Source organism: Paludibacillus litoralis, assembly GCF_037646705.1.
GTDB lineage: Bacteria > Pseudomonadota > Alphaproteobacteria > Rhodobacterales > Rhodobacteraceae > Pikeienuella > Pikeienuella litoralis.
Genome location: NZ_JBBHER010000006.1, coordinates 128,876 through 153,238, shown reverse-complemented (window position 1 = coordinate 153,238; position 24,363 = coordinate 128,876). Strand labels below are relative to the sequence as shown.

20 protein-coding genes and 2 tRNA genes are annotated in these 24,363 nt (G+C 67.8%); 16 read left to right on the top strand and 6 right to left on the bottom strand.

Translation table 11 applies throughout. From position 1 onward, the window contains the following. The first annotated feature begins 13 nt into the window (after positions 1-13). Positions 14-90, top strand: a tRNA-Pro gene (locus WG921_RS11840). Between the two features lie 133 nt (positions 91-223). On the opposite strand, the gene WG921_RS11835 is transcribed toward WG921_RS11840, so the two are convergent. Then, a complete protein-coding gene (locus tag WG921_RS11835; RefSeq protein WP_340109445.1) occupies positions 224-697 on the bottom strand; it encodes a MarR family winged helix-turn-helix transcriptional regulator in 474 nt (157 codons plus the stop codon). 86 nt (positions 698-783) lie between these two features. Here WG921_RS11835 and WG921_RS11830 point away from each other — a divergent pair, with 86 nt between their 5' ends. After that, complete coding sequence (locus WG921_RS11830; protein WP_340109444.1) at positions 784-1,572, top strand: VOC family protein; 789 nt, start codon at positions 784-786, stop codon at positions 1,570-1,572. Between the two features lie 231 nt (positions 1,573-1,803). Further along, positions 1,804-3,762: a protein meaA gene (locus tag WG921_RS11825; protein ID WP_413788586.1), complete on the top strand. Its 1,959-nt coding sequence runs from the start codon at positions 1,804-1,806 to the stop codon at positions 3,760-3,762. Here the strand turns inward: WG921_RS11825 and nhaA are convergent. After that, on the bottom strand, positions 3,759-4,949 hold the full coding sequence (gene nhaA, locus WG921_RS11820) for a Na+/H+ antiporter NhaA (protein WP_340109442.1): 1,191 nt from the start codon (positions 4,947-4,949) through the stop codon (positions 3,759-3,761). The genes WG921_RS11825 and nhaA overlap by 4 nt on opposite strands. Before the next feature lie 172 nt (positions 4,950-5,121). Here nhaA and WG921_RS11815 point away from each other — a divergent pair, with 172 nt between their 5' ends. The 4 genes from WG921_RS11815 to WG921_RS11800 all read left to right on the top strand — a co-directional run bounded on the left by WG921_RS11815 (position 5,122) and on the right by WG921_RS11800 (position 9,239). Beyond that, complete coding sequence (locus WG921_RS11815; RefSeq protein ID WP_340109441.1) at positions 5,122-5,949, top strand: CoA transferase subunit A; 828 nt, start codon at positions 5,122-5,124, stop codon at positions 5,947-5,949. Next, a complete protein-coding gene (locus tag WG921_RS11810; protein ID WP_340109439.1) occupies positions 5,946-6,680 on the top strand; it encodes a CoA-transferase in 735 nt (244 codons plus the stop codon). Before WG921_RS11815 ends, WG921_RS11810 begins: the two co-directional genes overlap by 4 nt. A gap of 152 nt (positions 6,681-6,832) precedes the next feature. Further along, positions 6,833-8,047 carry a 5-aminolevulinate synthase gene (gene hemA / locus WG921_RS11805; protein ID WP_340109438.1) on the top strand — a complete coding sequence of 405 codons (1,215 nt, stop codon included), beginning with the start codon at positions 6,833-6,835 and terminating at the stop codon, positions 8,045-8,047. A gap of 10 nt (positions 8,048-8,057) precedes the next feature. Next, positions 8,058-9,239 (top strand): FAD-dependent monooxygenase, encoded by a 1,182-nt coding sequence (locus WG921_RS11800; RefSeq protein WP_340109437.1) that lies wholly within the window; start codon positions 8,058-8,060, stop codon positions 9,237-9,239. Positions 9,240-9,327: 88 nt separating this feature from the next. Here the strand turns inward: WG921_RS11800 and WG921_RS11795 are convergent, their stop codons facing one another. Beyond that, a complete protein-coding gene (locus WG921_RS11795; RefSeq protein ID WP_340109436.1) occupies positions 9,328-10,233 on the bottom strand; it encodes a sugar kinase in 906 nt (301 codons plus the stop codon). Continuing rightward, on the bottom strand, positions 10,233-10,985 hold the full coding sequence (locus tag WG921_RS11790) for an SDR family oxidoreductase (protein ID WP_413788589.1): 753 nt from the start codon (positions 10,983-10,985) through the stop codon (positions 10,233-10,235). Before WG921_RS11790 ends, WG921_RS11795 begins: the two co-directional genes overlap by 1 nt. Positions 10,986-11,115: 130 nt before the next feature. Between WG921_RS11790 and WG921_RS11785 the strand changes: the two genes are divergently transcribed. Together WG921_RS11785 and WG921_RS11780 are read left to right on the top strand one after the other, a co-directional pair. Continuing rightward, positions 11,116-12,147, top strand: a complete 1,032-nt coding sequence (locus WG921_RS11785; protein ID WP_340109434.1) for an L-idonate 5-dehydrogenase — start codon at positions 11,116-11,118, stop codon at positions 12,145-12,147. Between the two features lie 61 nt (positions 12,148-12,208). Further along, positions 12,209-13,315: a hypothetical protein gene (locus WG921_RS11780; RefSeq protein WP_340109433.1), complete on the top strand. Its 1,107-nt coding sequence runs from the start codon at positions 12,209-12,211 to the stop codon at positions 13,313-13,315. A gap of 95 nt (positions 13,316-13,410) precedes the next feature. On the opposite strand, the gene WG921_RS11775 is transcribed toward WG921_RS11780, so the two are convergent. After that, the gene (locus tag WG921_RS11775) at positions 13,411-14,661 is read right to left on the bottom strand and encodes a Zn-dependent hydrolase (protein ID WP_340109432.1); all 1,251 of its coding nucleotides are present in this window, start codon (positions 14,659-14,661) and stop codon (positions 13,411-13,413) included. Between the two features lie 251 nt (positions 14,662-14,912). Between WG921_RS11775 and putP the strand changes: the two genes are divergently transcribed. Continuing rightward, complete coding sequence (gene putP, locus WG921_RS11770) at positions 14,913-16,397, top strand: sodium/proline symporter PutP (RefSeq protein WP_340109431.1); 1,485 nt, start codon at positions 14,913-14,915, stop codon at positions 16,395-16,397. Between the two features lie 405 nt (positions 16,398-16,802). Here putP and WG921_RS11765 read toward each other — a convergent pair. Continuing rightward, positions 16,803-16,876 (bottom strand) — tRNA-Gly (locus WG921_RS11765). A 155-nt stretch (positions 16,877-17,031) separates the two neighbouring features. On the opposite strand from WG921_RS11765, the gene WG921_RS11760 reads away from it, so the two are divergent. The 6 genes from WG921_RS11760 to cas1c all read left to right on the top strand — a co-directional run bounded on the left by WG921_RS11760 (position 17,032) and on the right by cas1c (position 24,363). Continuing rightward, on the top strand, positions 17,032-19,227 hold the full coding sequence (locus WG921_RS11760) for a CRISPR-associated endonuclease Cas3'' (protein WP_340109430.1): 2,196 nt from the start codon (positions 17,032-17,034) through the stop codon (positions 19,225-19,227). 104 nt (positions 19,228-19,331) lie between these two features. Further along, positions 19,332-19,985 carry a type I-C CRISPR-associated protein Cas5c gene (gene cas5c, locus WG921_RS11755; RefSeq protein WP_340109429.1) on the top strand — a complete coding sequence of 218 codons (654 nt, stop codon included), beginning with the start codon at positions 19,332-19,334 and terminating at the stop codon, positions 19,983-19,985. Beyond that, on the top strand, positions 19,982-21,823 hold the full coding sequence (gene cas8c, locus WG921_RS11750) for a type I-C CRISPR-associated protein Cas8c/Csd1 (RefSeq protein ID WP_340109428.1): 1,842 nt from the start codon (positions 19,982-19,984) through the stop codon (positions 21,821-21,823). The genes cas5c and cas8c overlap by 4 nt, the downstream gene beginning before the upstream one ends. Further along, complete coding sequence (gene cas7c / locus WG921_RS11745; protein WP_340109427.1) at positions 21,820-22,719, top strand: type I-C CRISPR-associated protein Cas7/Csd2; 900 nt, start codon at positions 21,820-21,822, stop codon at positions 22,717-22,719. Before cas8c ends, cas7c begins: the two co-directional genes overlap by 4 nt. Further along, positions 22,706-23,341: a CRISPR-associated protein Cas4 gene (gene cas4 / locus WG921_RS11740; RefSeq protein ID WP_340109426.1), complete on the top strand. Its 636-nt coding sequence runs from the start codon at positions 22,706-22,708 to the stop codon at positions 23,339-23,341. Before cas7c ends, cas4 begins: the two co-directional genes overlap by 14 nt. Further along, positions 23,230-24,363, top strand: a complete 1,134-nt coding sequence (gene cas1c / locus WG921_RS11735; RefSeq protein WP_340109425.1) for a type I-C CRISPR-associated endonuclease Cas1c — start codon at positions 23,230-23,232, stop codon at positions 24,361-24,363. Before cas4 ends, cas1c begins: the two co-directional genes overlap by 112 nt.

Here is a 24,363-nt window from a genome sequence, read left to right as displayed (position 1 = left end):
GGTTTTTCTAGTTCGGAGCGTAGCGCAGCCTGGTAGCGCATCTGGTTTGGGACCAGAGGGCCGGAGGTTCGAATCCTCTCGCTCCGACCATTTTCCCGGCCCATTTCCCCGGCGTCTCCCTCCCATCTCCCGTGTGCGATCGCCTGCGGCTGAAACGCCGGCTGGCGCAGGGGGATGAGGCTGGAACAGGGGCGCCGCCGGGTGATGGCGCTCGCCGCCGCGATCAGTCCGGGCCGCCGCGCGCCGCGACCTCTCTCAGCAGGGTGAGGTCGCTCCGGAGCGCATCCGGGTCGCGAAGGGCGGTTTCGATTTCCGCATGGGTCGCCTCCCAGACCGGAATCGCCTGTTCAAGCAGCGCGCGGCCGTCCTCGGTCAGCGCGAGGCGGCGGGCGCGGCGGTCCTTCCTGTCGGGAGTGACGGTCAGCAGCCCGCGCCGGGCCAGCGGCTTCAGGTTGGCGTTGAGCGTCGTGCGGTCCATCGCCAGCAGGCGCGCGACCGAGCCGAGCGTCGGCGGCTCGGGGCGATTCAGCGAGATCATCAGCGAAAACTGCCCGTTTCTGAGGCCGAGCGGCCGCAGCGCGTCATCGAAGCGCCGGGCGATCGCGCGGGCGGCGCGGAGCGTGTGCAGACAAAGGCAATGATCCCGCACATGCAGGGTCATCTCGAATGTCGCGTTCTGGGGGGGCGGAATTGACATCTGGCTTATTATGTTGATATAAACGTAAATATCAACAGCCGGCGACGGAGCCGGAATGCGCCCGGGAGCCGAGGAAGAGCGAGACGATGGCCGATCGCGACGGAGCCCCGATCTGGTACGAATTGATGACCGACGCCCCTGACGCCGCAGAGAGTTTTTATGGCGCCGTCATGGGCTGGACGTTCGAAAAGACGCAGGGCGCCATGGGGCGCGATTATCGCATCTTCACCGCGGCGGACGGCGAACCTGTCGGCGGGCTCGTGAAAGCGCTGGATGGCGCGTGTTTCGCCCCGCTCTGGGCTGTGTATTTCAGCGCGGCCGATGTCGACGTCGCGGCCGAAAAGGTCGCGGCGCTCGGCGGCGCCATCGATATGGAGCCGCAGGATATCCCCGGCGTGGGCCGATTGGCCTTCGTCGCCGACCCGCAGGGGGCGCGCTTCTATCTGATGCGGGTCGACGCGGACGCGGGCGGGGCCGCCTTCGCGCCGAAGAAGCCTGGCCACTGCGTGTGGAACGAGCTGGCGGCGCGCGATCAGAAGGCGGCGCTGGCGTTCTATGGCGCGCTCTTCGGCTGGGAGAAGGCGGGCGCGATGCCGATGGGCGGCGGGATGGGCGACTATACGTTCATCAAGAGCGGCGAGACGGAGATCGGCGCGATGATGGATGCGCCCGAAGGCGCCGCCGCGCCGCTCTGGAATTTCGCGTTCCAGGTCCCCGACATCGACGCGGCCAAGGCCGCCATCGAGGCGGGGGGAGGGACGATCCGGCATGGCCCGATGGAGCTGCCGGTGGGCGGCGACTGGCTGACCCAGGCGACCGACCCGCAGGGCGCCAGGGTGATGTTCACCGGCGCGCGCAAGCGGGGCGCCGCGTAAAAGGCGCGTCTCGTCCCCCCGTCCGATTCGGCGCGGAGGGGCGCCGCCGCAGATCGCCCGCGCGCCATCCTCTCCCGGGGCGGGCCGGCCCGCCGCGCGGTTCCGGTCAAGGGCGCCTGACCGCGACGGTTCATCGGCGGGTTATTTACATAAAGTTCATATCGGCTCTTGCGAAATAATCTTGCGCGGATATTTTCCGCGTTGCAACAAGACCCGTGACCCGCGAGGCTGATGATGACCGACCGCCCCTGGCTTTTCCGCACCTACGCCGGGCATTCGACGGCCGAAGCGTCGAACGCGCTGTACCGGGGGAATCTCGCGCGGGGGCAGACCGGGCTTTCGGTGGCGTTCGATCTGCCGACCCAGACCGGCTATGACAGCGATCATGTTCTGGCGCGGGGCGAGGTCGGCAAGGTCGGGGTGCCGATCTCCCATCTCGGGGACATGCGCGCGCTCTTCGACCGGATCCCGATCGAGAATATGAACACCTCGATGACGATCAACGCCACCGCCGCCTGGCTGCTGGCGCTCTATGTCGCGGCGGCGGAGGAGCAGGGGGCGGATGTCTCCGCGCTGACCGGAACCGTGCAGAACGACATCATCAAGGAGTATCTCAGCCGCGGGACCCATGTGTTCCCGCCGGAGCCGAGCCTCAGGTTGATTTCCGACATCGCGGCCTGGACCTACGCCAATGCGCCGAAATGGAACCCGATGAATGTCTGCTCCTATCACCTGCAGGAGGCGGGGGCGACGCCGGAGCAGGAGCTGGCCTTCGCGCTGGCGACCGCGATCGCGGTGCTGGACACGGTCCGCGAGCGGAAGGCGGTGCCGGAGGCGGATTTTCCGAAAGTCGTCGGGCGGGTTTCGTTCTTCGTGAACGCGGGCATCCGCTTCGTCACCGAAATGTGCAAGATGCGGGCGTTCGTCGAGCTTTGGGACGAGATCTGCCGTGAGCGTTACGGCGTGGAGGAAGAGCGCTACCGGCGGTTCCGCTATGGCGTCCAGGTCAATTCGCTCGGCCTGACGGAACAGCAGCCGGAGAACAACGTCCATCGGATCCTGTTGGAGGCGCTGGCGGTCACGCTGTCGAAGCGGGCGCGGGCGCGGGCGGTTCAGTTGCCGGCGTGGAACGAGGCGCTGGGCCTGCCGCGGCCATGGGATCAGCAATGGTCGCTCCGCATGCAGCAGATCCTGGCCTATGAGACCGATCTTCTGGAGTTCGACGATCTTTTCGACGGCAATCCGGCGGTTGAAGCCAAGGTCGAGGCGCTGAAGGCGGGCGCGCGGGACGAACTGGCCACGATCGAGGGCATGGGCGGCGCGGTCGCCTGCATCGGCTACATGAAGGGCGCGCTGGTGGAGGCGAACACCGCCCGCCTCGCCCGGATCGAGCGCGGAGAGACGGTGGTCGTCGGCGTCAACCGCTATCAGGGCGGCGAAGAGAGCCCGTTGACGGCGGGCGAGGGCGGGTTCCTGACCGTCGATCCCGCGGTCGAGGCGGAGCAGATCGCCCGGCTCAAGGCGTGGCGCGCCGCGCGCGATGAGGCGGCGGCCCAGGCCGCGCTCACCGAGCTTCGCGCCGCCGCGCGGGAGGGGCGGAACATCATGCCGCCCTCCATCGCCTGTGCGAAAGCGGGGGTGACGACCGGGGAATGGGGCGCCGCGATCCGCGCGGAATTCGGCGAGTACCGGGCGCCCACGGGCGTCGGCGCGGCGGTCTCCAACACGGCCGAAGGGCTGGACGAGATCCGCGATGCGGTGGCCGCCGCTTCGGCGCGGCTGGGCCGGACGCTGAAATTCGTCGTCGGCAAGCCGGGGCTCGACGGGCATTCCAACGGCGCCGAGCAGATCGCGGTCCGCGCCCGCGACAGCGGCATGGACGTGACCTATGAGGGCATCCGGATGACGCCGGAGGAGATCGTCGCGACGGCGGCGGAGGAGGGCGCGCATGTCATCGGCCTCTCGGTGCTTTCCGGCTCCCATCTGCCGCTGATCAAGGAGGTGATGGGGCGGCTCCGCGAAGCCGGGCTCTCGGCGCCGGTCGTCGTCGGCGGCATCATCCCCGAGGCCGACGCCGCGGCGTTGCGGCGAATGGGCGTGGCGAAGGTCTACACGCCGAAGGATTTCGACCTGAATCGGATCATGTTCGACATTGTCGGCCTTGTCGGCGGGGAAGAGGCGGCGGCCTAGGCGCGCTCCGGCTCGCGCGCCGGCGCCGGGCCGCTCGTCATCAGCAGCGTGTAGCCGAGGAGGCCCGATGCGAACGACCCCATCAGCACGCCGAGCCGGACCTCGTTCATCGTCTCCGCGCTGGAGAACGCGAGCGAGCCGATGAAGAGGCTCATGGTGAAGCCGACCCCGGTGAGGCAGGCGAGCCCGTAGACGTGCCGCCAGGAAAGCCCCTTCGGCAGCGCCGCGACGCCGAGCTTCACCGCCGCGAAGGAGGCGCTCATCACGCCGACCTGCTTGCCGACGAACAGCCCGAGCGCGACGCCGAGCGGCACCGGCGCCACCACCTGGTCGAGAGAGAGCCCGGCCAGAGACACGCCGGCGTTGGCGAACGCGAAAAGCGGCAGGACGAAAAACGCGACCCAGAGATGCAGCCCATGCTCCGCCCGGCGGAGCGGCGAGCGCCCGCTCTTCACGTTCAGCGGCACGCAGAGCGCGATCATCACCCCGGCCAGCGTGGCGTGGACGCCGGATTTCAGGACGCAGACCCACATGATGGCGCCGAGGATGATATAGGGCGCAAGGCTTTTCACCCGCATCCAGCCCAGCAGCGCGCCGATCAGAAGCGCGCCCCCCGCAAGGAGCAGCGCGTTGGTCGAAAGATCCGCGGTGTAGAAAAACGCGATGATGACGATCGCGCCGAGATCGTCGATGATCGCGATGGCGAGAAGAAGCACCTTGAGCGCGATGGGCGCCCGCCGCCCCACCAGCGCGAGGACGCCGAGCGCGAAGGCGATGTCCGTCGCCGCCGGGATCGCCCAGCCGTTGAGCGCCGTCGGATCCCCGCCGCTGTTGATCAGGACGTAGATGAGCGCCGGTCCGGCCATGCCGCCGAGCGCGGCCAGCGCCGGCAGCGCCGCCTTGTCGAAGCTGGAGAGGTCGCCCTCCAGCACCTCGCGCTTGATCTCCAGCCCGACGTGAAAGAAGAAGATCGCCATCAGCCCGTCATTGATCCAGAGGACGGCCGGCTTGGCGATTTCGAGCGCGCCGATCCGGAGGACGACCGGCGCGTCGAGGAACGCGGAATAGAGCGGAGAGATCGCGGTGTTCCCGGCGACGATCGCGGCGATGGCGGCGATCATCAGGACGATTCCGCCGCTCGTGTCTTTCTTCATGAAGGCGAGAAGCATGGTTGCGGTTCGGTCCATCGGGCGTCCTTGTCAACGTGCGGTGGCCGGCCGCAGCCGGAGGTTGGCCGCTATAATTAAGGAAGGAAGTCAGGATTAAAACCCCCGCGGCCGAAATTTGCGGGCTCTTTTCCGGGCGCGCTCTTGACGAAACCGCCTGCGGGGCATTGATCTGGCGTGAGGAGGATCAGCCATGACCGCTTATCTCGACTGCGCCGACGATCTGGCGGCGCTCGTTCCCGACGGGGCCATGATCGCGGTGGCGAAGGCCCCGCTCGCGCCCTTCGCGCTCGCCCGCGCGTTGATCCGGCGGGGCGCGCGCGACCTGCATCTCGTGACCGTGCCGACGGCGGGGATGGTGGCCGATCTGCTGATCGGGGCCGGCGTGGTCGGGACCGTCGAGACGTCCGGCGTCTCGCTCGGCGAGTTCGGCCCGGCGCCGCGCTTCGCGAAGGCGGTCAAATCCGGCGCGATCCGGATCAAGGATGCGACCTGTCCCGCGGTCTACGCGGCCTTGCAGGCGGCGGAGAAGGGCCAGCCCTTCGCGCCGATCCGCGGCGTGCTCGGCTCGGATGTTCTGGCCAACCGGCCGGACTGGAAGGTGATCGACAACCCGTTCGCGGAGGGCGAGGATCCGGTCGTGCTGCTGGCGCCGATCCGGCCCGATTTCGCGCTGATCCACGCCGACCGGGCCGACCGGTTCGGCAATGTCTTCGTCGGCGGGCGCCACGAGTACAAGACCATGGCCCACGCGGCGGGGCGGACGCTGGTGACGGTGGAGGAGATCGTCGATCACGACCTCCGCGAAGAGCCGGCGACCGCGGCGAACCTGATCGGCGGCATCTATGTGGCGGCGCTGGCCGAAGCGAAGGGCGGGGCGCGACCGGAGGCGGCGCCGGGCCGCTATGCGGCGGATGAGGCCGCGATCGTCGCCTATGCGCGGCTGGCGCGCGATGACGCCGCCTTCGCCGATTATCTCGCCGCCGAAGCGCTGGGCCCGGTGCGGGCGGCCGCGGAATGAGCGCGGTGAAGCTGGAGGAGAGGCTGATCCACGCCATCGCCGGGCTGCTGGACGGCTGCCCCCATATCGCCTGCGGCGTGCTTTCGCCGATTCCCGGCGCGGCGGCGATGCTGGCGGCGCGGCGCGGCGGCGGGCGGGTGTCGATCATCGGCTCGGATCTCCCCGCTTATCGCTGCGACGGGGGCGTGGAACTCTTCGATCAGGCCGGGCAGGGCCGGGTCGACGCGTTTTTCCTCTCCGGCGGGCAGATCGACGGGCGGGCGAACATCAACCTTCACGGCGTCGGCGCCTATCCGACGATGGATGTGCGCTGGTCCGGGGCGTTCGGCTCGGCCTATCTCTACATGCTGGTGCCCCGGGTGATCCTGTTCCGGCTGGAGCATTCGCGCCGGGTGTTCCCGGAGAAGGTCGATTTCATCTCCGCGCCGGGCGTCTCCGCGCCGGGGGTTCATCGCCCCGGCGGGCCGCATGCGCTGGTCACCAATCTCTGCGTCATGCGCTTCGACCGCGCCCGCGCGCGGTTCCGTCTCGCCAGCGTTCACCCCGGGGTGACGGTGGAGGAGGTGCGCGACCTGACCGGATTCGATTTCGACGAGGGCGAGACGACGCCGGAGACCGCGACGCCGTCCGCCGACGATCTGAAATTGATCCGGGGCGAGATCGCGGCCGCCATCGCCAATCCCTACCCGAAATTCGCCGCCGAGGTTTTTGGCGTCGGCGCGGCCGCGTGACGGGCGCCGGGGCGATCTGACGGCCGGTCGCGGTAGTTGCGACACTGGCGCGTGTGGCGCCGGCGCCGCCGCCTTGTATGATCGCCTTCCCAGCTGTTGAACTCTCATCCGCCGGCCGCGCCGGCGCGAAAACCTGGCAAGCGAGGTCGCCGATGAATTTCGATGCGCTTTTCGAGGCTCAGATCGATGAATTGAAGCGCGAGGGAAACCACCGCGTATTCGCCGATCTCGAACGTCGGTGCGGCGCGCCGTCGCGGGCGCGGAATTATCACGAGGGCGAGGAGCGCGAGGTCGTTATCTGGTGCTCCAACGACTATCTCGGCATGGGCCAGCATCCGGCGGTGATCGAGGCGATGACGCGCACGGCGGAAAGCTGCGGCGCGGGCGCGGGCGGCACGCGCAACATTTCCGGCACCAGCCATCAGCATCTTCTGCTGGAGCGCGAACTCGCCGATCTCCACGGCAAGGACGCGGCGCTTCTCTTCACCTCGGGTTATGTCTCGAACTGGGCCGCGCTTTCGACGCTGGGCGCGCGTCTGCCGGGGGCGGTGATCTTTTCCGACGCGCTCAATCACGCCTCGATGATCGAAGGCATCCGCCACAGCCGCGCGGAGAAGGTGATCTGGCGGCATAACGACCCCGCGGATCTGGACCGGAAGCTCGCGGAGGTCGCGCCGGGGCGCGCGAAGATCGTGGCGTTCGAAAGCGTCTATTCGATGGATGGCGACATCGCCCCGATCCGCGAGATCGTGGAGGTTGCGGAAAAGCACGGCGCGATGACCTATCTCGACGAGGTCCACGCCGTCGGCCTTTACGGCCCGCGCGGCGGCGGCGTGGCGGAGCGGGAGGGGCTGATGGACCGCATCACCCTGATCGAAGGCACGCTCGGCAAGGCGTTCGGCGTCGTCGGCGGGTATATCGCCGGGTCCTTCGCGCTTTGCGATTTCATCCGCTCCTTCGCCTCGGGCTTCATCTTCACCACCTCGCTGCCGCCGGCGATCGCCGCCGCGGCGACGGTCTCGATCCAGCATCTGAAGGAAAGCGACGTCGAGCGGCGGCTGCAGAGGGAGCGCGTCGCGCAAGTTCGCGCGGCGCTGGACCGGGAGGGAATCCCGCATCTGGAGAACCCGAGCCACATCATTCCGGTGATGATCGGGGATCCGGTGAAGTGCCGGCGGGTCTCCGACATCCTGATGGACGATTACGGGATCTACGCGCAGCCGATCAACTATCCGACCGTGCCGAAGGGGAGCGAGCGGCTTCGCCTCACCCCGTCGCCGATGCATTCCGAGGCGGATATCGCGCATCTGGTCCACGCGCTTTCGGCGCTCTGGAGCCAGTGCGCGCTGGCGCGCCGCGCCGCCTGAGCGGGGCGGGATGACCCGGCGAAGGGCGCTGATCGCGGGCGGCGGGGTCGGCGGGCTCGCGGCCGCGCTGGCGCTCACCCGCGCCGGGTGGGACGCGCGGGTGTTCGAGCGGGCGGCGGCGATCGGGGAGGTCGGCGCCGGAATCCAGATCAGCGCGAACGGCTATCGGGCGCTCAAGGCGCTCGGCGTCGCGGAGGAGATCCGCGCGGGCGCCTTCGCGCCGGAGGCGGTGATCATGCGCGCCGGCCGCTCGGGGCGGCGGCTGGTGGAGGTTCCGCTCGGGGAGGCGGGCGCGGCGCGCTGGGGCGCGCCCTATCTTCAGGTTCATCGCGCCGACCTGATCGAGACGCTTCGGCGCGCGCTGGAGCGGGCCGCGCCCGGCGCCGTCAGAACCGGCGCGGAGGTCGCGGGCTACGAGACGGGGCCGGACGGCGCCGCGCTTCGGCTCGCCTCGGGCGAGACCGTCGAGGGCGCGCTTCTGATCGGCGCCGACGGGATCCGCTCGACGATCCGCGAGGCGATGCTCGGGCCGGAGGCGCCGCGTTTCACTGGCGCCGTCGCATGGCGCGCCGCCATTCCGCGCGCGGCGCTGGAGGGCGCGGGAATCGAGCCGGCGGCGGTGATCTGGGCGGGGCGGGGCCGGCACGCGGTGACCTATCCGCTCCGGGGCGGGACGCTGCTGAATTTCGTCGGCGTGGTCGGGGAGGACGACTGGCGCGGCGAAAGCTGGACCGAGCCGGGCGACCCGGCGCGCCTCCGGGCGGCGTTCGCCGGCTGGGCCGCGCCGCTCACCCGGTTGATCGACCGGATCGAGGCCCCGTTTCGCTGGGCGCTGTTCGACCGGGCGCCTCTGCCGCGCTGGTCGGACGGGCGCGCCGTTCTGCTTGGCGACGCCTGCCATCCGATGCCGCCTTCGCTCGCGCAGGGCGCCTGTCAGGCGTTGGAGGACGCATGTGCGCTGGCCGCCCGGCTCGGCCCCGGCGCAGGGGACATCCCGGCCGCGCTTCGCGCCCATTACGCGGCGCGGATCAGCCGGGTCAGCCGTGTGCAGAGGGAGGCGCGGGCCAATCTTCGCCGCTTTCACGCCGGCGGGCTGGAGCGCGCCGCGGCGGGCGCCGCCGGCGCGGCCGCGCCCTGGTGGTTCGCCCGGCGGCTGGACTGGCTCTATCGGGGCGATGAGCGCGCGATGTGAGAGCGATGAGGCGGAATGCGTCTTCCACCCGTGACGGCGCGGCGATGGCCCGGAGCCGCGTGCGCCCATGAGACGCCGCCCCGGGCGGTCAAAGCGCGGCGAGCACCGCGTCGCGCCGGGGGATCGGCTCGGTCGCGCCATAGCCCGAGACCGTGCCGGCGGCGACGATGGCGGCGCGCCGCGCGGCCTCGAACGGGTCTCCCGTCTCGATCCGCCATGCGTGGAAGGCGCCGGCGAAACTGTCTCCGGCGCCGGTGCTGTCGACCGGGGTCGAAGGCGCGGGCGGAATGAACGCTCGGCGCCCGTCTGCGAAGAGCCGGCAGCCGCGCTCGCCCATGGTCACGATCACGATCCGCGGCCCGGCGGCGCGCCAGCGATCGATGAGCGCGTCCGGCTCGGCGAGATCGAAGAGCGCCTCGCCATCGTCGATCGAGGTGACCAGCACGTCCGTGAGCAAGGCGGCGGAGAGAAGGGCCGCGCGCGCGTCTTCCCGCGACCAGAGCGCGAGACGGAGGTTGGTGTCGAGGGAGACCTCGGCGTCGGCGGCGCGGGCGGCCCCCATCGCCTTCAGACCCGCCGCGCGGAGCGAAGGCGAGACTGCGAGCGTGATGCCCGAGAGATGGAGGATGCGCGCGCGAGCCAACGCCGCGAGATCGAGATCGTCCGGTCCGTAGCGGGAGGCGGCGGAGCCCTTGCGGACATAGGTGAAGCGGCGGGCGGCCGGGTCCGGTTCGACGAAATTCAGCCCGGTCGGCGCGTCCGGGTCGCGGCGCACGGCGGCGGCGTCGACGCCTTCGGCGGCCCAATGCCGGATGACCCCGTCGCCGAACATGTCGGCGCCGAGCGCCCCGAGATAGCCGACCCGCGCGCCTTGCCTCGCCGCGGCGATGGCGGCGTTCGAGGTGTCGCCGCCGAACCCCATCCGCCAGCGGCCGTCCGGCTCGCGGACGAACTCCACCAGCGGCTCGCCGAGGCAGAGGATCTCCGCAGCCATCAGAGGGACGCCGTCACGCCGCCGTCGACGAAGAGCGTCACGCCGTTCACGAAGCTCGAAGACGGCGACGCGAGGAAGACGCAGGCGCCGATCAGCTCCTCCACCCGGCCCCAGCGCCCTTGCGGCGTGCGTTTGGCGAGCCAGGCGGAAAAGGCCGGATCGGCGACGAGCGCGGCGTTCAGCGGCGTCTCGAAATAGCCGGGGGCGATGGCGTTGATGTTGAGCCCTTTCGCGGCCCAGTCCGTCGCCATGCCCTTGGTGAGATTGGCGACCGCGCCTTTCGAGGCGGTGTAGGGCGCGATGCCGGGGCGGGCGAGCGCGGTCTGGACCGAGGCGATGTTGATGATCTTGCCGGCTCCGCGCCCGATCATGTGCCGCGCGCAGGCCTGCCCGACATTGAAGACGGAGGAGACGTTCGTCCGCATCAGCCGCTCGAAATCCTCCGGCTCGAAATCCTCCAGCGGGCCGCGGTGCTGCATTCCGGCGTTGTTCACCAGAATGTCGATCGGGCCGGTCCCGGCTTCGTATCCGTCGACGGCGGCGCGCGCGGCGGCGTGATCGGTGACATCGAAGGCGAGCGTCTCCGCGCCGCCGAGGCGTTCCGCGGCCGCGGCCAGTTTCGCGGCGTCGCGGCCGTTCAGGATCACGCGCGCGCCCGCCGCCTTCAGCCCTTCGGCGAGCGCAAAGCCGATTCCCTGCGAGCCGCCGGTGACGAGCGCGGTGCGCCCGGAAAGGGAGAAGAGATCATCGATGCCGGGCAAGGCGCGTTCCTTTTTCTTGCGTTGTTCGGCGCATATTCCGCAAGATGAGCGCCGGCGGCAAGGGAGGCTGGCGCGGCGCGGCGCTTTCCGCCATCTTCAACGCGAAAGAGGAGCCTGATCCATGCGCGCCATCGTCATCCACGCCCCGAAGGATCTCCGGCTGGAGGAGCGTCCGATCTCCCCGCCGGGACCGGGAGAGGTGGCGGTGCGGCTGGCGGTCGGCGGGATCTGCGGCTCGGACCTCCATTATTTCAACGATGGCGGGTTCGGCGCGGTGCGGCTTCGCGAGCCGATGATCCTCGGCCATGAGGTCTCCGGCCATGTCGAGGCGCTGGGCGACGGGGTGGAGGGGCTCGCCGTCGGCGATCTGGTCGCGATCTCGCCGTCGCGGCCTTGCGGGCGGTGCCGCTATTGCGCGGAAGGCCTGCGCAACCATTGCCTCGACATGCGCTTTTACGGCTCCGCGATGCCGTTCCCGCATGTTCAGGGCGCGTTTCGCGAGCGCCTGAATGCGGATGCGGCGCAATGCGTCCGGGCGGACGGGCTTTCGGCCGGGGAGGCGGCGATGGCGGAGCCGCTTTCGGTCTGTCTCCATGCGGTCAGGCGGGCGGGGGAGATGCTGGGCAAGCGCGTGCTGGTGACCGGGTGCGGCCCGATCGGGGCGCTCTCGATTCTCGCGGCGCGGCGCGCGGGCGCGGCGGAGATCGTGGTCAGCGACCTGGCCGCGCCGGCGCTCGCGCACGGGCTGGCGGCGGGCGCCGACCGCGCGGTCGATGTCGCGGCGGCGCCCGGCGCGCTCGACGAATATGGCGCGGAGAAGGGCTATTTCGACGTGCTTCTGGAATGCTCCGGCGCGCCGCAGGCGCTGGCCGCCGGGATCGGCGCGCTCCGCCCGCGCGGGGTGATCGTGCAGGTGGGGCTCGGCGGGGACATGCCGGTTCCCGTGCAGGCGATCACCGGCAAGGAGCTGGATTTGCGAGGCTCCTTCCGGTTTCATGAGGAGTTTCCCGTCGCGGTCGGGCTGATGCGCGACGGGTTGATCGACGTGAAGCCGCTGATCACCCACACGCTGACTCTGGATGAGGCGGAGGCGGCGTTCCGCCTCGCGGGGGACCGGGCGCAGGCGATGAAGACGCAGATCGCGTTCGGCTGAGGTCCGCGCCGCCGAGCGGGCCCGGCGCATCTTTTCAATGGGCGGATAAGGGGGATGGGCGATGGAGGTGATTGAGGGCGCTGCGGCCTTCGCGGTGGTGATGATGGCTCTCTCCACGATCGTCACCGGCATCGCCGAGGCGTTCCTGCGCCTTCTGGCGGTGCGCCAGAAGGTGCTCGTCGACGCGGTGGAGCGGCTGATCGTCGATGAGATCGTCCCCGCCGCCGGGGCCGGGCTGCACGGCGTTCTGGATCTCGACCGCGACGGCCGGCTGAACGCGGCCGATGTCGAGAAGCTGAAGGCGAAGCTGACGCTCAGCCCGCTCGCCGCGAAGGCCGCCGGAATTCCATTCGCGGAGATGCGGTTCGGCCATGAGAAGATCACCACATATTCGCTGTTGCAGCGGCTGGCCAAGAGCGAGCTCGGCGATGCGCTGGCGCAGGCGGGCAGGGCGGAGCTCAGGGCGAAGCTGACGGATATCGCCCGCACTTACGAGCGCTACGCCGCCGCCGCCGCCGAGCGGTTCCGCTACAAGGCGCATCGCTACACCGCGATCATCGCCGTGCTCTTCGCGTTCGCGGCCAATGTGGACGCCGGCCGGGTCTTCATCCACCTGATGGACGATCCGGGCGCGCGCGAAAGCCTGATGGCGCAGGCCGAGGCGGTGAAAGCGGAAAACGACGCCGCGATCCGGCGGCTCGACGCCGCGGTGGCGGGAGAGGGCGAGACCGTGCTCGACGACGTGGCGGCGTCGGTCGGTGGGCTGGCGGAGTCTCTCGCCACATACCGGCGGGAGGCGCGCCTCCCGATCGGGCCGAGCTACTATCCCTATTGCGGCTCGTCGCTGGCCGAGCGGCGCATCGGCCCGCTCGATCTTGGCGTGGTTTTCTCCGCCGAGGGCTGCGCCGGAACGCCGGACCGGACGCTGTTCGGCTGGTTCGCCTATACATTGCTGGCGGGGGCGCTGATCGGGCTTGGGGGGCCGTTCTGGTATCGGATCTACGCGTCGCTGGGGCGGCTCATCGGGCTCGCGCGCTCGCTCGGCGGCGGCGGCGAGGTGATCGACGAGAAGGCCGGCGATCAGCCCGCCAGCAAGAAGGCGCTGGCGGATGAGGATATCGTGACCACGTTCGAGATCGCGCGCGCGGGGCGGCCGCCGGCGCCATAAGGGCGGGGCGCGCCGAAGCGCCCGCCCCCCCTTAGCCGGTTGCGCGCAGTCGCCTGCGGGCGCGCCCTGCTTGGCCGCTCAGCGGGTGATCGACATCACCCCACGATCTCCGCCGTCTCCACCACGGCGTGCATCAGCACGTTTGCGCCGGCTTCCGCCCACTCCTTCGTGATCTCCTCCGCTTCATTATGCGAAAGCCCGTCGACGCAGGGGCACATCACCATCGCGGTCGGATAGACGCGGTTGATCCAGCAGGCGTCATGGCCGGCGCCGGAGACGATGTCCCGATGCGAATAGCCGAGCCGGTCGGCCGCCCTGCGGACCGCGTCGACGCAGCCTTCGTCGAAGGTCACCGGATCGAAATGGCCGACCGCCTCGATCTCGATCCCGAGGCCGAGCGCCTTGGCGATTTTCGGCGCCTCCGCCTCGAGCCGCGCCTTCATCCCATCCAGTTTCTCGCGATCGGGCGAGCGGAAGTCGATGGTGAAGACCGATTTCCCCGGGATCACGTTTCGCGAATTCGGATAGACGTCGCAGTGGCCGACGGCGCCGACCGCGTCGGGCTGGCTGTCCATCGCGATGCTGTGCACCAGTTCGGTGATCCGCGCCATGCCGAGCCCGGCGTTGGCCCGCATCGCCATCGGCGTCGAGCCGGTGTGCGCGGCGCGCCCGGTCAGCGTGACCTGGAGCCACCACTGGCCCTGTCCATGCGTGACCACGCCGATATCGTCGCCCTCGGCTTCGAGGATCGGGCCCTGCTCGATGTGAAGCTCGAAAAAGGCGCGCATCTTTCGCGCGCCCGCCTTTTCGGGGCCTTTCCAGCCGATCCGCTCCAGCTCCTCGCCGAAGGTCTTTCCATCGGCGTCGGCCCGCGCATAGGCCCAGTCCCTGTCGAGCGCGCCGACGAAAACGCCGGAGGCGACCATTGCGGGGGCGAAGCGCGTGCCCTCCTCGTTGGTCCAGTTCGTCACCACGATCGGATGGCGGGTTTTCACGTTGAGGTCGTTCAGCGTGCGGATCAGCTCCAGCCCGCCGAGCACGCCGAGCACGCCGTCATATTTGCCGCCGGTCGGCTGGGTGTCGAGATGCGAGCCGACATAGACCGGCGGCAGATCCGGCTCCGCGCCCTCGCGGCGGGCGAACATGACGCCCATCTCATCGACGCCCATGGTCAATCCCGCGGCTTCGCACCATGACCGGAACAGGGTCCGGGCCTCGCCGTCCTCGTCGGTCAGGGTCTGCCGATTGTTGCCGCCGGCGACGCCCGGGCCGATCTTCGCCATCTCCATCAGACTGTTCCAGAGTCGTTCAGCGTCGATCTTCATGTTTGCGGCCGGCGTGGACATCGGCTCCCCTCTCTCTTCGATCATAAGGTGAGAACGACGCTAGTAAGGTGAAGGCCGGAGTCAAGTTCCGGCGCCGGGCCGCGAGATGCGGGAAGGGCGCCTTCGCCGCGCGGGGCGCCGCCCTGTCTCGCGCGGGCGGAGGGGCGCTTTCTCCTCGCTCGTCCGCAATCGTTTTATAGTTATGCTTCCCAAGTCGGGGCCGATGTGCCAGAGTTTCTGCGGGAGAAGTGTTTATCCGTGAGGGGAATATCATGGCGATTGGCGTCTGGATCAGTCTGTTTCTCTATTTCGGCCTGATGATCGGCATCGGTTTCTACGCTTGGAGAAAGTCGACCGCCTCCTCTGAAGAATATTTGCTGGGCGGGCGGCGACTCAGCCCGGCTGTGGCGGCGCTCTCCGCCGGCGCGTCGGACATGAGCGGGTGGCTGCTTCTCGGCCTGCCCGGGGCGCTCTACGCCACCGGCCTGGTCGAGGCGTGGATCGGGATCGGCCTCTTTGTCGGCGCGTTCGTCAACTGGATCGTCGTGGCGCCGCGCCTCCGCGAGCAGACCGAACGCTATGACAACAGCCTGACGATCCCGGCTTTTCTGGCCAACCGCTTCCCCAGCCGGGCGTTCGCGCTCAGGGTCGTCTCGGCGGTGATCGTGGTCGTGTTCTTCGCGGTCTACACCGCGTCCGGCCTCGTCGCGGGCGGCAAGCTCTTCTCCAGCGCCTTCGGGGATCTCAACCCCACGTCGATCAGCGATTACTCCGTCGGCATCTGGCTGACGCTCGGCATCGTGCTGATCTACACGGTGATCGGCGGGTTCCTGGCCGTCAGCCTGACCGACTTCGTGCAGGGCTGCATCATGATGGTGGCGCTGATCCTGATGCCCGCCGTGGTGCTCTTCGGCCCGGGCGGCGGCGGGTTCTCGCAGGCGTCGGAGACGCTGGCGACGATCGACCCGAACTTTCTTTCCTGGACCGAAGGGCTGACCATAATCGGCTTTCTTTCCGCGGTGACCTGGGGGCTCGGCTATTTCGGCCAGCCGCATATCATCGTGCGCTTCATGGCGGTCCGCCGCGTGAGCGAGGTTCCGGTCGCGCGCAATATCGGCATGAGCTGGATGGCGATCTCGCTGATCGGCGCGGTCTGTCTCGGGGTTTTCGGCCGCGCCTATGCGGTGCGCAACGGGCTGGAGGTCGCCGATCCGGAGACCATCTTCATCATCCTCGCGGATCTGCTGTTCCATCCGCTGATCACCGGCTTCCTTTTCGCCGCGCTGCTGGCGGCGGTGATGAGCACGATCTCCAGCCAGCTGCTGGTCTCGTCCTCCTCGCTGACCGAGGATTTCTACAGGTTGTTCCTGAACCGGCGCGCCAGCGAGAGCGAGAGCGTGCTGGTCGGGCGGATCAGCGTTCTTCTGGTCGGCGTCGTGGCGGCGTTTGTCGCGGGCGATCCCAATTCGCAGGTTCTGGGGCTGGTCAGCCACGCCTGGGCCGGCTTCGGCGCGGCGTTCGGGCCGTTGATCATCCTGTCTCTGGTCTGGCCGCGGATGACCGGCAACGGCGCGGTCTCGGGGCTGGTGGTCGGCGCGGCCACGGTGATCGTCTGGATCATGCTCGGCTGGAACGGCTCCTTCCTCGGGGGCGAGGGCGTCTACGAGATCATCCCGGGCTTCATCGCCGCCTGGGCCGCGATCTACTTCGTGAGCCTCGCGACGGAGGCGAAGGGAGAATTCCGGTCTCTGGCGTAACCGGGAGATCGCAGTGGGGGGCTCCGGCGTTCGCGCCGGGGCCTTCGTCTCTGAGCGCTGATAAGGGCGAAGGCGAAGGATGAGCCTCCGTCATCTGTCCCAGTCAAAAGCCGCGATCCGCGGGTCGCGCGCGAAAGCGTCTCGTCCGAAAGAAAGCGACTTGCGCGGCTGATCGCAGGTGGCGAAAGGCCCGGCCGCCGAGAGAGACAGCCGCCACCCGCGTCGTCTCGTGGGCGCGCGGGCGCTGAAGGCGCGGCAGGTGAGCAGAGAGATGGTCGCGCGCTCCTCCGGGTCGCGCGCGGAGATCGCCCGGATCGCCTCCGCGCCGAGTTGGCGCGCGCGGTCGGCGCGCGGGTGAACGGCAATCGGATCATGGCCGGCGTCTCAGGGTGCGGGCGGGGGAGATGGAGCGGGTGAAGGGAATCGAACCCTCGTCACTTGCTTGGGAAGCAAAAGCTCTACCATTGAGCTACACCCGCATGCTCGGGACACTTACGTTCAGCGAGGTTTTTCGTCAAGCCGACAGTCCAGTCGCAGTTGAATTTTGCGTCACATTTCGCACCATGAACCTCGACGCGTCCAGCGGACGCTGAACGCCGTTCATGTCTTGGCGCCTCAGAAGGAAAGCGTTCCCTTGCTCTATGCTCATACAACGTCCGGGCCGAAGGCCGAATGGGAGCCGCTATGCGTTCATCTGGAAGCGGTCGCCAGCAAGGCGGCATCTTATGCCGAAGTGTTCGACGCCGGGGAAATCGCCCGATATGCGGGAGCGTTGCACGATCTCGGCAAAGCGAAGCCGCGGTTTCAACGCCGCCTGGCGGGCGACCCGATCACGGAGCCGCATAGCGGTGAAGGCGCGCGCTACGCCTGCGAGGCGATGCGAAGTGTTATCGGTCGCATGCTCGCTCATTGCATCGCCGGCCACCATGCGGGCCTTTCGAATGGCGCGCTGCGCAGCGAGGCGCGCCCGACGACCCCCCTCGACGAACGCCTGAAACTGGCCGAGTCGCTGATGCTCCCCGAGGGTCTCGTCCTTCCGGCGCTTGCACGGAAGGCGCCGTCGCCGCTTCGCAAATCGAATGACCCATTTTCGCTCGCCTTCTTCACACGTATGCTGTTCTCCGCTCTGGTCGACGCCGACCGAGGAGAGACCGCGCGGTTCTACGGCGAATGCGCCGCTACGCACCCTGTCTCCTTCGACCAGCTGGGAGCATCGCTCGACCGGTTCCTCACCGGGCTGCAGATCAGCGACTCTGACGTTAACCGCGTCCGGCGCGACCTGCTCACAACCGTGCGGGGGAGAGCGACGGAGCCTCCGGGGCTCTTTTCCCTTTCGATCCCAACGGGCGGAGGCAAGACGCTGACGTCCCTCGCGTTTGCACTGGATCACGCCCGCGCGCATGGCCTGCGGCGGGTGATCTACGTCGCCCCGTTCACTGCCATAATCGAGCAGACGGCGGCGGTGTTTCGTGCGGCGCTGGATGCAGACGAAGCCGTGCTTGAGCATCATTCCGCCTTCGACTGGGACGAGGTCGGCGATCGTGACGAGGAAGATCGCCTGCGTCTTGCCGCCGAGACCTGGGACGCGCCTGTCGTCGTCACGACGGCTGTCCAGCTCTTCGAGAGCCTTTTCGCCAACCGGCCCGGCCCCTGCCGCAAGCTTCATCGCATCGCGCGTTCCGTCATCATCCTCGACGAAGCGCAGGCGCTGCCGCTTGGGCTTCTTCGTCCCTGCCTCCGCGCGATTAGGGAACTCGCGGAGGGTTACGGGGCCACGCTGATCCTCTGTACGGCGACGCAACCCGCGGTACGCCCCGAGGACGGCTTCGCAGCGCCAGAGGTTCTGACCGGGGTGCGGGAGCTTGCGCCAGACCCGGACGCGCTCGCAGGCAGACTTGCGCGCGTCAGCGTCGAGTGCGCCGGCCCTCTGAACGATGATGAACTGGCCGCGCGCATCGGCGTGGAGCGTCAGGCGCTGGCGATCATAGACAATCGTCGCCACGCTCAGGCGCTCTTCGGCCGCGTCGAAGGCGCGACTCATCTTTCGACCTTTATGACCGCCGCGCACCGCCGGCATGTGCTGGCGACAGTGAGGGTGAAACTGAAATCGGGCGATCCGGTGCGTCTGATCTCCACATCGGTCGTCGAGGCCGGCGTGGATCTTGATTTCCCCGTCGTCTTCCGGGCCTACGCCGGCGCCGACCGGATGGCGCAGGCCGCTGGACGGTGCAATCGGGAGGGAGAACTCGGGTCGCGTGGCGGGCGGCTGGTGCTGTTCGCCCCGTCTGGCGACTTCCCGACGCCCCACGATCTCAAGCTCGAAGCGGAGACTGGACGACGGATCGTCGAAGCTGCGGCGGACCCGCTGTCGCCGGCGACGGTGGCGGCCTATTTCCGAGAACTCTATTACAAACATGGGGAAGCGGGCCTCGACGACCGCGACGTCGGCGGATATGGGCGCGGCGTTCTCGCAGCGCACAGAAGCGTGGCTGACCTCCCTTTCGCCAGCGTCGCTGCGGCGTTCAGGATGATCGAGGACGAATCGCTCCCGATCATCGTCGACGGCGGGCGGTGGGGCGCGCCTGAAGACGCGATGCGCATTCTGCGTTACGCGGAGGGCGCCGGCGGGATTGCGCGCGCGCTGCAACCCTATGCGGTCAACATCTCGCGATGGGCGCGCCGCGGGCTGATCGCTTCGGGCGCGGCGGAAGTGGTCCGGGCGGAGGCGTTCGGCGATCAGTTCGTGGTCCTGGCCAATCGGGACGCCTATGATGACGCGCAGGGATTGAAGCTGGACCGGATCGACGATCTGGGAATTTCGATCATATAGAAAAGCTCTATCGAAATATTGGTTGACGGAGCCTGTTCGCGGGACGTTTTATATTGTGAAGTGTTTTGTTTCTGGTCTTCGGAGTTTCACATTCGGCGGGGGCAATGTCCTTTCAGCTTCACATCTGGGGCGATCACGCCTGTTTCACCCGTCCGGAAATGAAGGTCGAGCGCGTCTCCTATGACGTGATCACGCCCTCCGCAGCGCGGGGAATATTCGAAGCGATCCACTGGAAGCCGGCGATCCGCTGGGTGATCGACCGCATCCATGTGTTGAAGCCGATCCGGTTCGAGACCATCCGGCGCAATGAAGTCGGCTCCAAGATTTCCGCGCGCACGGCGCAGAGCGCGATGAACGCCGGCGATCTCGCCGGCCTGCATCTTGTCGTTGACGAGAATCGTCAGCAGCGGGCGACGCTAGCGCTTCGCGACGTCTCCTACCTCATCGAGGCGCATTTCGAGATGACGGCGGAGGCCGCCGGGGACACGCCTGCCAAACATGCCGAGATGTTCCGTCGCCGCGCCACTACAGGCCAATGCTTCCATCGCCCCTGCCTCGGCGTCCGCGAATTTCCCGCCTGGTTCGAATTGGTCGAGACGCCGCCGCCGTCGACGCTTCTGGAAACCGACCGGGATCTTGGCTGGATGCTCTACGATATCGATTACGCCAACGGCCGGGCGCCGCTGTTCTTCCGCGCGCGAATGGAGGGCGGCGTGATCGACCTTGTGCGCGTCCGCGAAGAGGGGCTGAGCGCGTGACGATCCTGACCGAACTCGCCACGCTCTATGACCGGCTCGCCGAAGCCGGCGAGGCGCCGCGCCGGGGGTTTTCGCGTGAGAGGATCGGTTATGAGCTGTTGATCCGCTCCGACGGAACACCGGTCGCGCTCAGTCCTCTCGCCCGGCAGGATCCGAAGCGGCCGGGGCGGATGATGAATGTGCCTGCGGCGGTGATCCGAACTGCAGGCATCAAGCCTAACATTTTCTGGGACAAGACGGCATATGCGCTCGGAGTGACAGCGGTTGAGATCGACGGTCAATTCTCGCCTGGGCAAGGAAAGCGGACGCTTGAAGAGCACGCCGCCTTCCGCGCCGCCCATCTCGCGCTTCTCGAAGGCGCGGCTGATCCGGGTCTCGCCGCACTACGCGCCTTCCTTGAACGATGGACGCCGGACCGGTTCGCCGAACTGGATTGGGACGCGGAGGCGCTCGATGCTAATATCGTCTTCCGCTGGGTGGACGATCCGGTTGGCCCTGCGCCACTGCATGAGCGCTCAGCGGCGCGCGCTCTCCTTGAGGAAAGCAGTGGTGAGGAGGCTCCATGCCTTGTTACTGGCGTCCGTGGTCCGCTCGCGCGCCTCCATCCGGTGATAAAGGGGGTCGCTGCGAAAAACCCTCCGCCTGGGGGAGGTCACAGGCTGGTCTCGTTCAATATTGGTTCCGATAAACCGATCGGCGCGTCCAGTAGTTTCGGAAAGATTAAGGGCGAGAACGCGCCGGTTTCCGAAGCCGCCGCTTTCGCCTATGGGACCGCGCTCAACACGCTCCTGGATCGACGCGCGGCGCATAGGCGTCGATTTCAGCTCGGTGACGCGACCGCTGTTTTCTGGGCCGAGGGCCCGCGGGCGGCGGCGCAATCGGCCGAGGACATGCTCTTCGGCGCGGTCGATCCGCAGCCCGAGACGGGTGAAGACGCGTTGGCGAAGCTTCGGGCCGATCTCGACAACTTCGCGGCCGGGCGCAGAGTTGCGGGCGCGAGTTACGGGCCGGAGACGCGGGTCTTCGTCCTCGGCCTCGCGCCGAACGCGGCGCGGCTTTCGGTACGCTTCTGGCGCCCCGGCACGCTCGGCGACTTCGCGCGCCATGTGCTCGGGTTCTGGGAGGCGCTGCGGATAGAGCCGGCGCCCTGGAAGGGGCCGCCGGCTGCTTGGTCGCTGCTCTATGAGACAGCGCGTGTGTACAAAGACCCAGACACCGGGAAGAAGAAAATAGATGAAAAATCCATTCCGCCGCTACTCGGCGGGGCGTTGATGCGTGCTGTGCTGACCGGCGCACCGCTGCCACGGACACTTCTGTCGGCGGTAGTTACCCGTGTGCGTGCAGACGGTGAGATCAACGGACGTCGGGCAGCGATCTGCAAAGCGGTCGTAAACGGCATACAGGGAGAGGAAGTAGTCCCGATGAGCCTCAAGAGAGATAATGCCGACCAAGCGTATAGGCTCGGACGCCTCTTCGCATTGCTGGAAAAAGTGCAACGTGACGCACTGGAACGCGATTCAGATGGACAAAGGAAGCAACGCCTCGCGACTAGCATAAAGGATCGCTACTTCGCTGCTGCATCGTCAACGCCCGCGCGAGTATTTCCAATTATTATCAGAACTTCTATCCATCATCTTTCGAAAATAAGAAAAGATATTTCCGAAAGGATTGCTGGCTGGAATGAGCGCGAGATCGAGGAGATCTGGTCCGGGCTCGAACCAGACCTGCCGCGCTCGCTGACGCTGGAGGCGCAGGGGCGCTTCATCGCGGGCTATTACCATCAATCCGCCTGGCGCGCGCCGAAGGCGGATGCCGTCTTCGAAGGAGTGGAAGAATGAATGCCGTCGCTAATCGTTACGATTTTGTGCTCTTCTTCGATGTCGCCGACGGCAACCCGAATGGCGATCCGGATGCCGGCAACCTGCCGCGGATGGACCCCGAGACGAGCCAGGGACTTGTCAGCGACGTCGCGCTGAAACGGAAGATCCGAAACTACGTGGCGATGGTGAAAGAGGGTGAGCCAGGCCACGGCATCTATATGACCGAACGAACGGTGCTGAACCAGACTCATGCGAAAGCCTACGAAGCGGTCGGCCTGACCCCGGTCGCGAAGAAGCTTCCCAAGGAGCAAGATGGCCGGCGTATCACCGAGTGGATGTGCGCAAATTACTTCGACATCCGCGCATTCGGCGCCGTGATGACGACCGAAGTGAACGCCGGCCAGGTGCGGGGTCCGATCCAGCTCGCCTTCGCCCGCTCGGCGGAGGCGATCATGCCGCTTGAGATCTCGATCACCCGCTCATCCGTGACCAACGAGAAGGATCTCGAGAAGGAGCGGACGATGGGTCGCAAGCACATCGTGCCCTACGGCCTCTACCGCGTCCATGGCTTCGTCAACGCCAAGCTCGCAGAGAAGACCGGCTTCTCCGAGGACGATCTCGAACTCCTATGGAGGGCCCTTGAGAACATGTTCGAGTTCGACCGCTCCGCAGCGCGCGGCGAGATGGCTGCGCGCAAACTCTTTCTCTTTCGTCACGAGAGCGCGCTCGGTTCGGCGCAGGCGCATCGGCTTTTCGAGCGGATCAGCGTTGCGCGCCGAATCGAGGACGAGACCATCGCGATCGGAGACAAACGGCTCCACAACCTGCAGCCCGCTCGTGCATTCCGGGACTATGTGATCGAGGCGGATCGGGAGGGGCTGCCAGCCGGCGTCGAGTTGGTTGAGCGGTTCTGAGCGGCTCTCGCTGCCGATTTCGGCGCTGCAGCATTGGCTGTTCTGTCCGCGCCAATGCGCGCTGATCCATGTCGAACGGCTCTGGGCCGAGAACCGCCTGACGGCAGAGGGTCGGATTCTCCACGAACGCGCCGATGGCGGCGCATCTGACCGACACGGCGGCGCACTCATTCTTCGGGCCGTCGAGCTCTTGTCGGAAACGTACGGACTCCACGGCGTCGCGGATATCGTGGAACTGCACCACGTTGGGCCATTCCCGGTCGAGTACAAGCGTGGCCGCCCGAAGGCGCATCGCGCGGATGAGGTTCAGCTCTGCGCTCAGGCGCTCTGCCTCGAAGAGGCGTTTGGACGTCCGGTTCTCGAGGGCGCGCTTTTCTATGGGGAGCGTCGCCGCCGCACGCCGGTCGCGATTGATGAAAGCCTTCGCCAGTTAACCGTTTCCGTGATCGAGGAGGCCCGCGCCGTGTTGAGCGCGGGCCGCGTTCCAGCGCCCGTATTCGAGGCGGCCCGGTGTCGCACCTGCTCGCTGAAACCACTTTGCAGGCCCGAGCGACTCTCCGCTCCGCCAGCGGTCGACGGCTGGCTGCGGCGCGCCGTCGCCCGAGCTGGCGCGCCCGAATGAAAAAATTGCTTAACACCCTCTATGTGACAACCGACGGCGCCTGGCTGCGCAAGGAGGGCGCGAATGTTGTGGTCGAGATGGACGGCGCGGAGCGGGGGCGGGCGCCGGTCCATCTGCTCGGCTCGATCGTGACATTCGGCGCGATCGGCCTTTCTCCGGCGCTGATCGGCTTTTGTGCGGAGGAGGGAGTCGCGATCAGCTTGATGAGCCGATCCGGCCGATTTCTCGCCCGGGTGGAGGGCCCGCAAGGCGGCAACGTGCTCCTCCGCCGCGCGCAGCATGAAGCGACCCGCGATGCGCCGCTCGCCGTGGCGCGCGCCGTCGTTGCGGCGAAATCGGCCAATCAACGTGGCGTCCTTCGGCGCCACCTGCGGGACCATGCGGGCGACGACACCGTCGCCGATACGGCGGTCGACGACGCCGAGCGCCGGCTGTCGGACACCGCCCGCAAGGCTCTGGACGCGCCGGATCTCGACAAGCTCCGTGGCTTGGAAGGGGAGGGCGCCAACGCCTATTTCGGCGTTTTCGACCATCTGATCCGAGCGCCGGAGATGGCTTTCGTCGGCCGTTCGCGTCGACCCCCGAAGAGCAGGCCGAACGCCGTGCTCTCTTTTCTGTATTCGCTCCTCGTTCAGGACTGCCGGGCGGCGGCGGAGGGAGTCGGCCTCGATCCGCAGATGGGGTTCCTGCATCGCGACCGGCCGGGCCGCCCTTCTCTTGCGCTCGATCTGATGGAAGAGTTCCGCGCGCCATTGGCCGATCGCCTTTGCCTTACCTTACTCAATCGGCGGCAACTGGCGGTGGCGGACTTTCGCGAAGACGGCGCCGGCGGGGTGTTTCTGACGGACGATGGTCGGCGGACGGTTCTAACCACTTGGCAAGAACGAAAGCGCGTGCGAGTGAAACATCCATTCCTCCACGAGGACGTTGAAATCGGCCTCTTGCCTCATCTTCAGGCGCAGCTTCTTGCCCGTCACCTGCGTGGCGACCTCGATGGCTATCCCGCCTATGTGTGGAGGTGA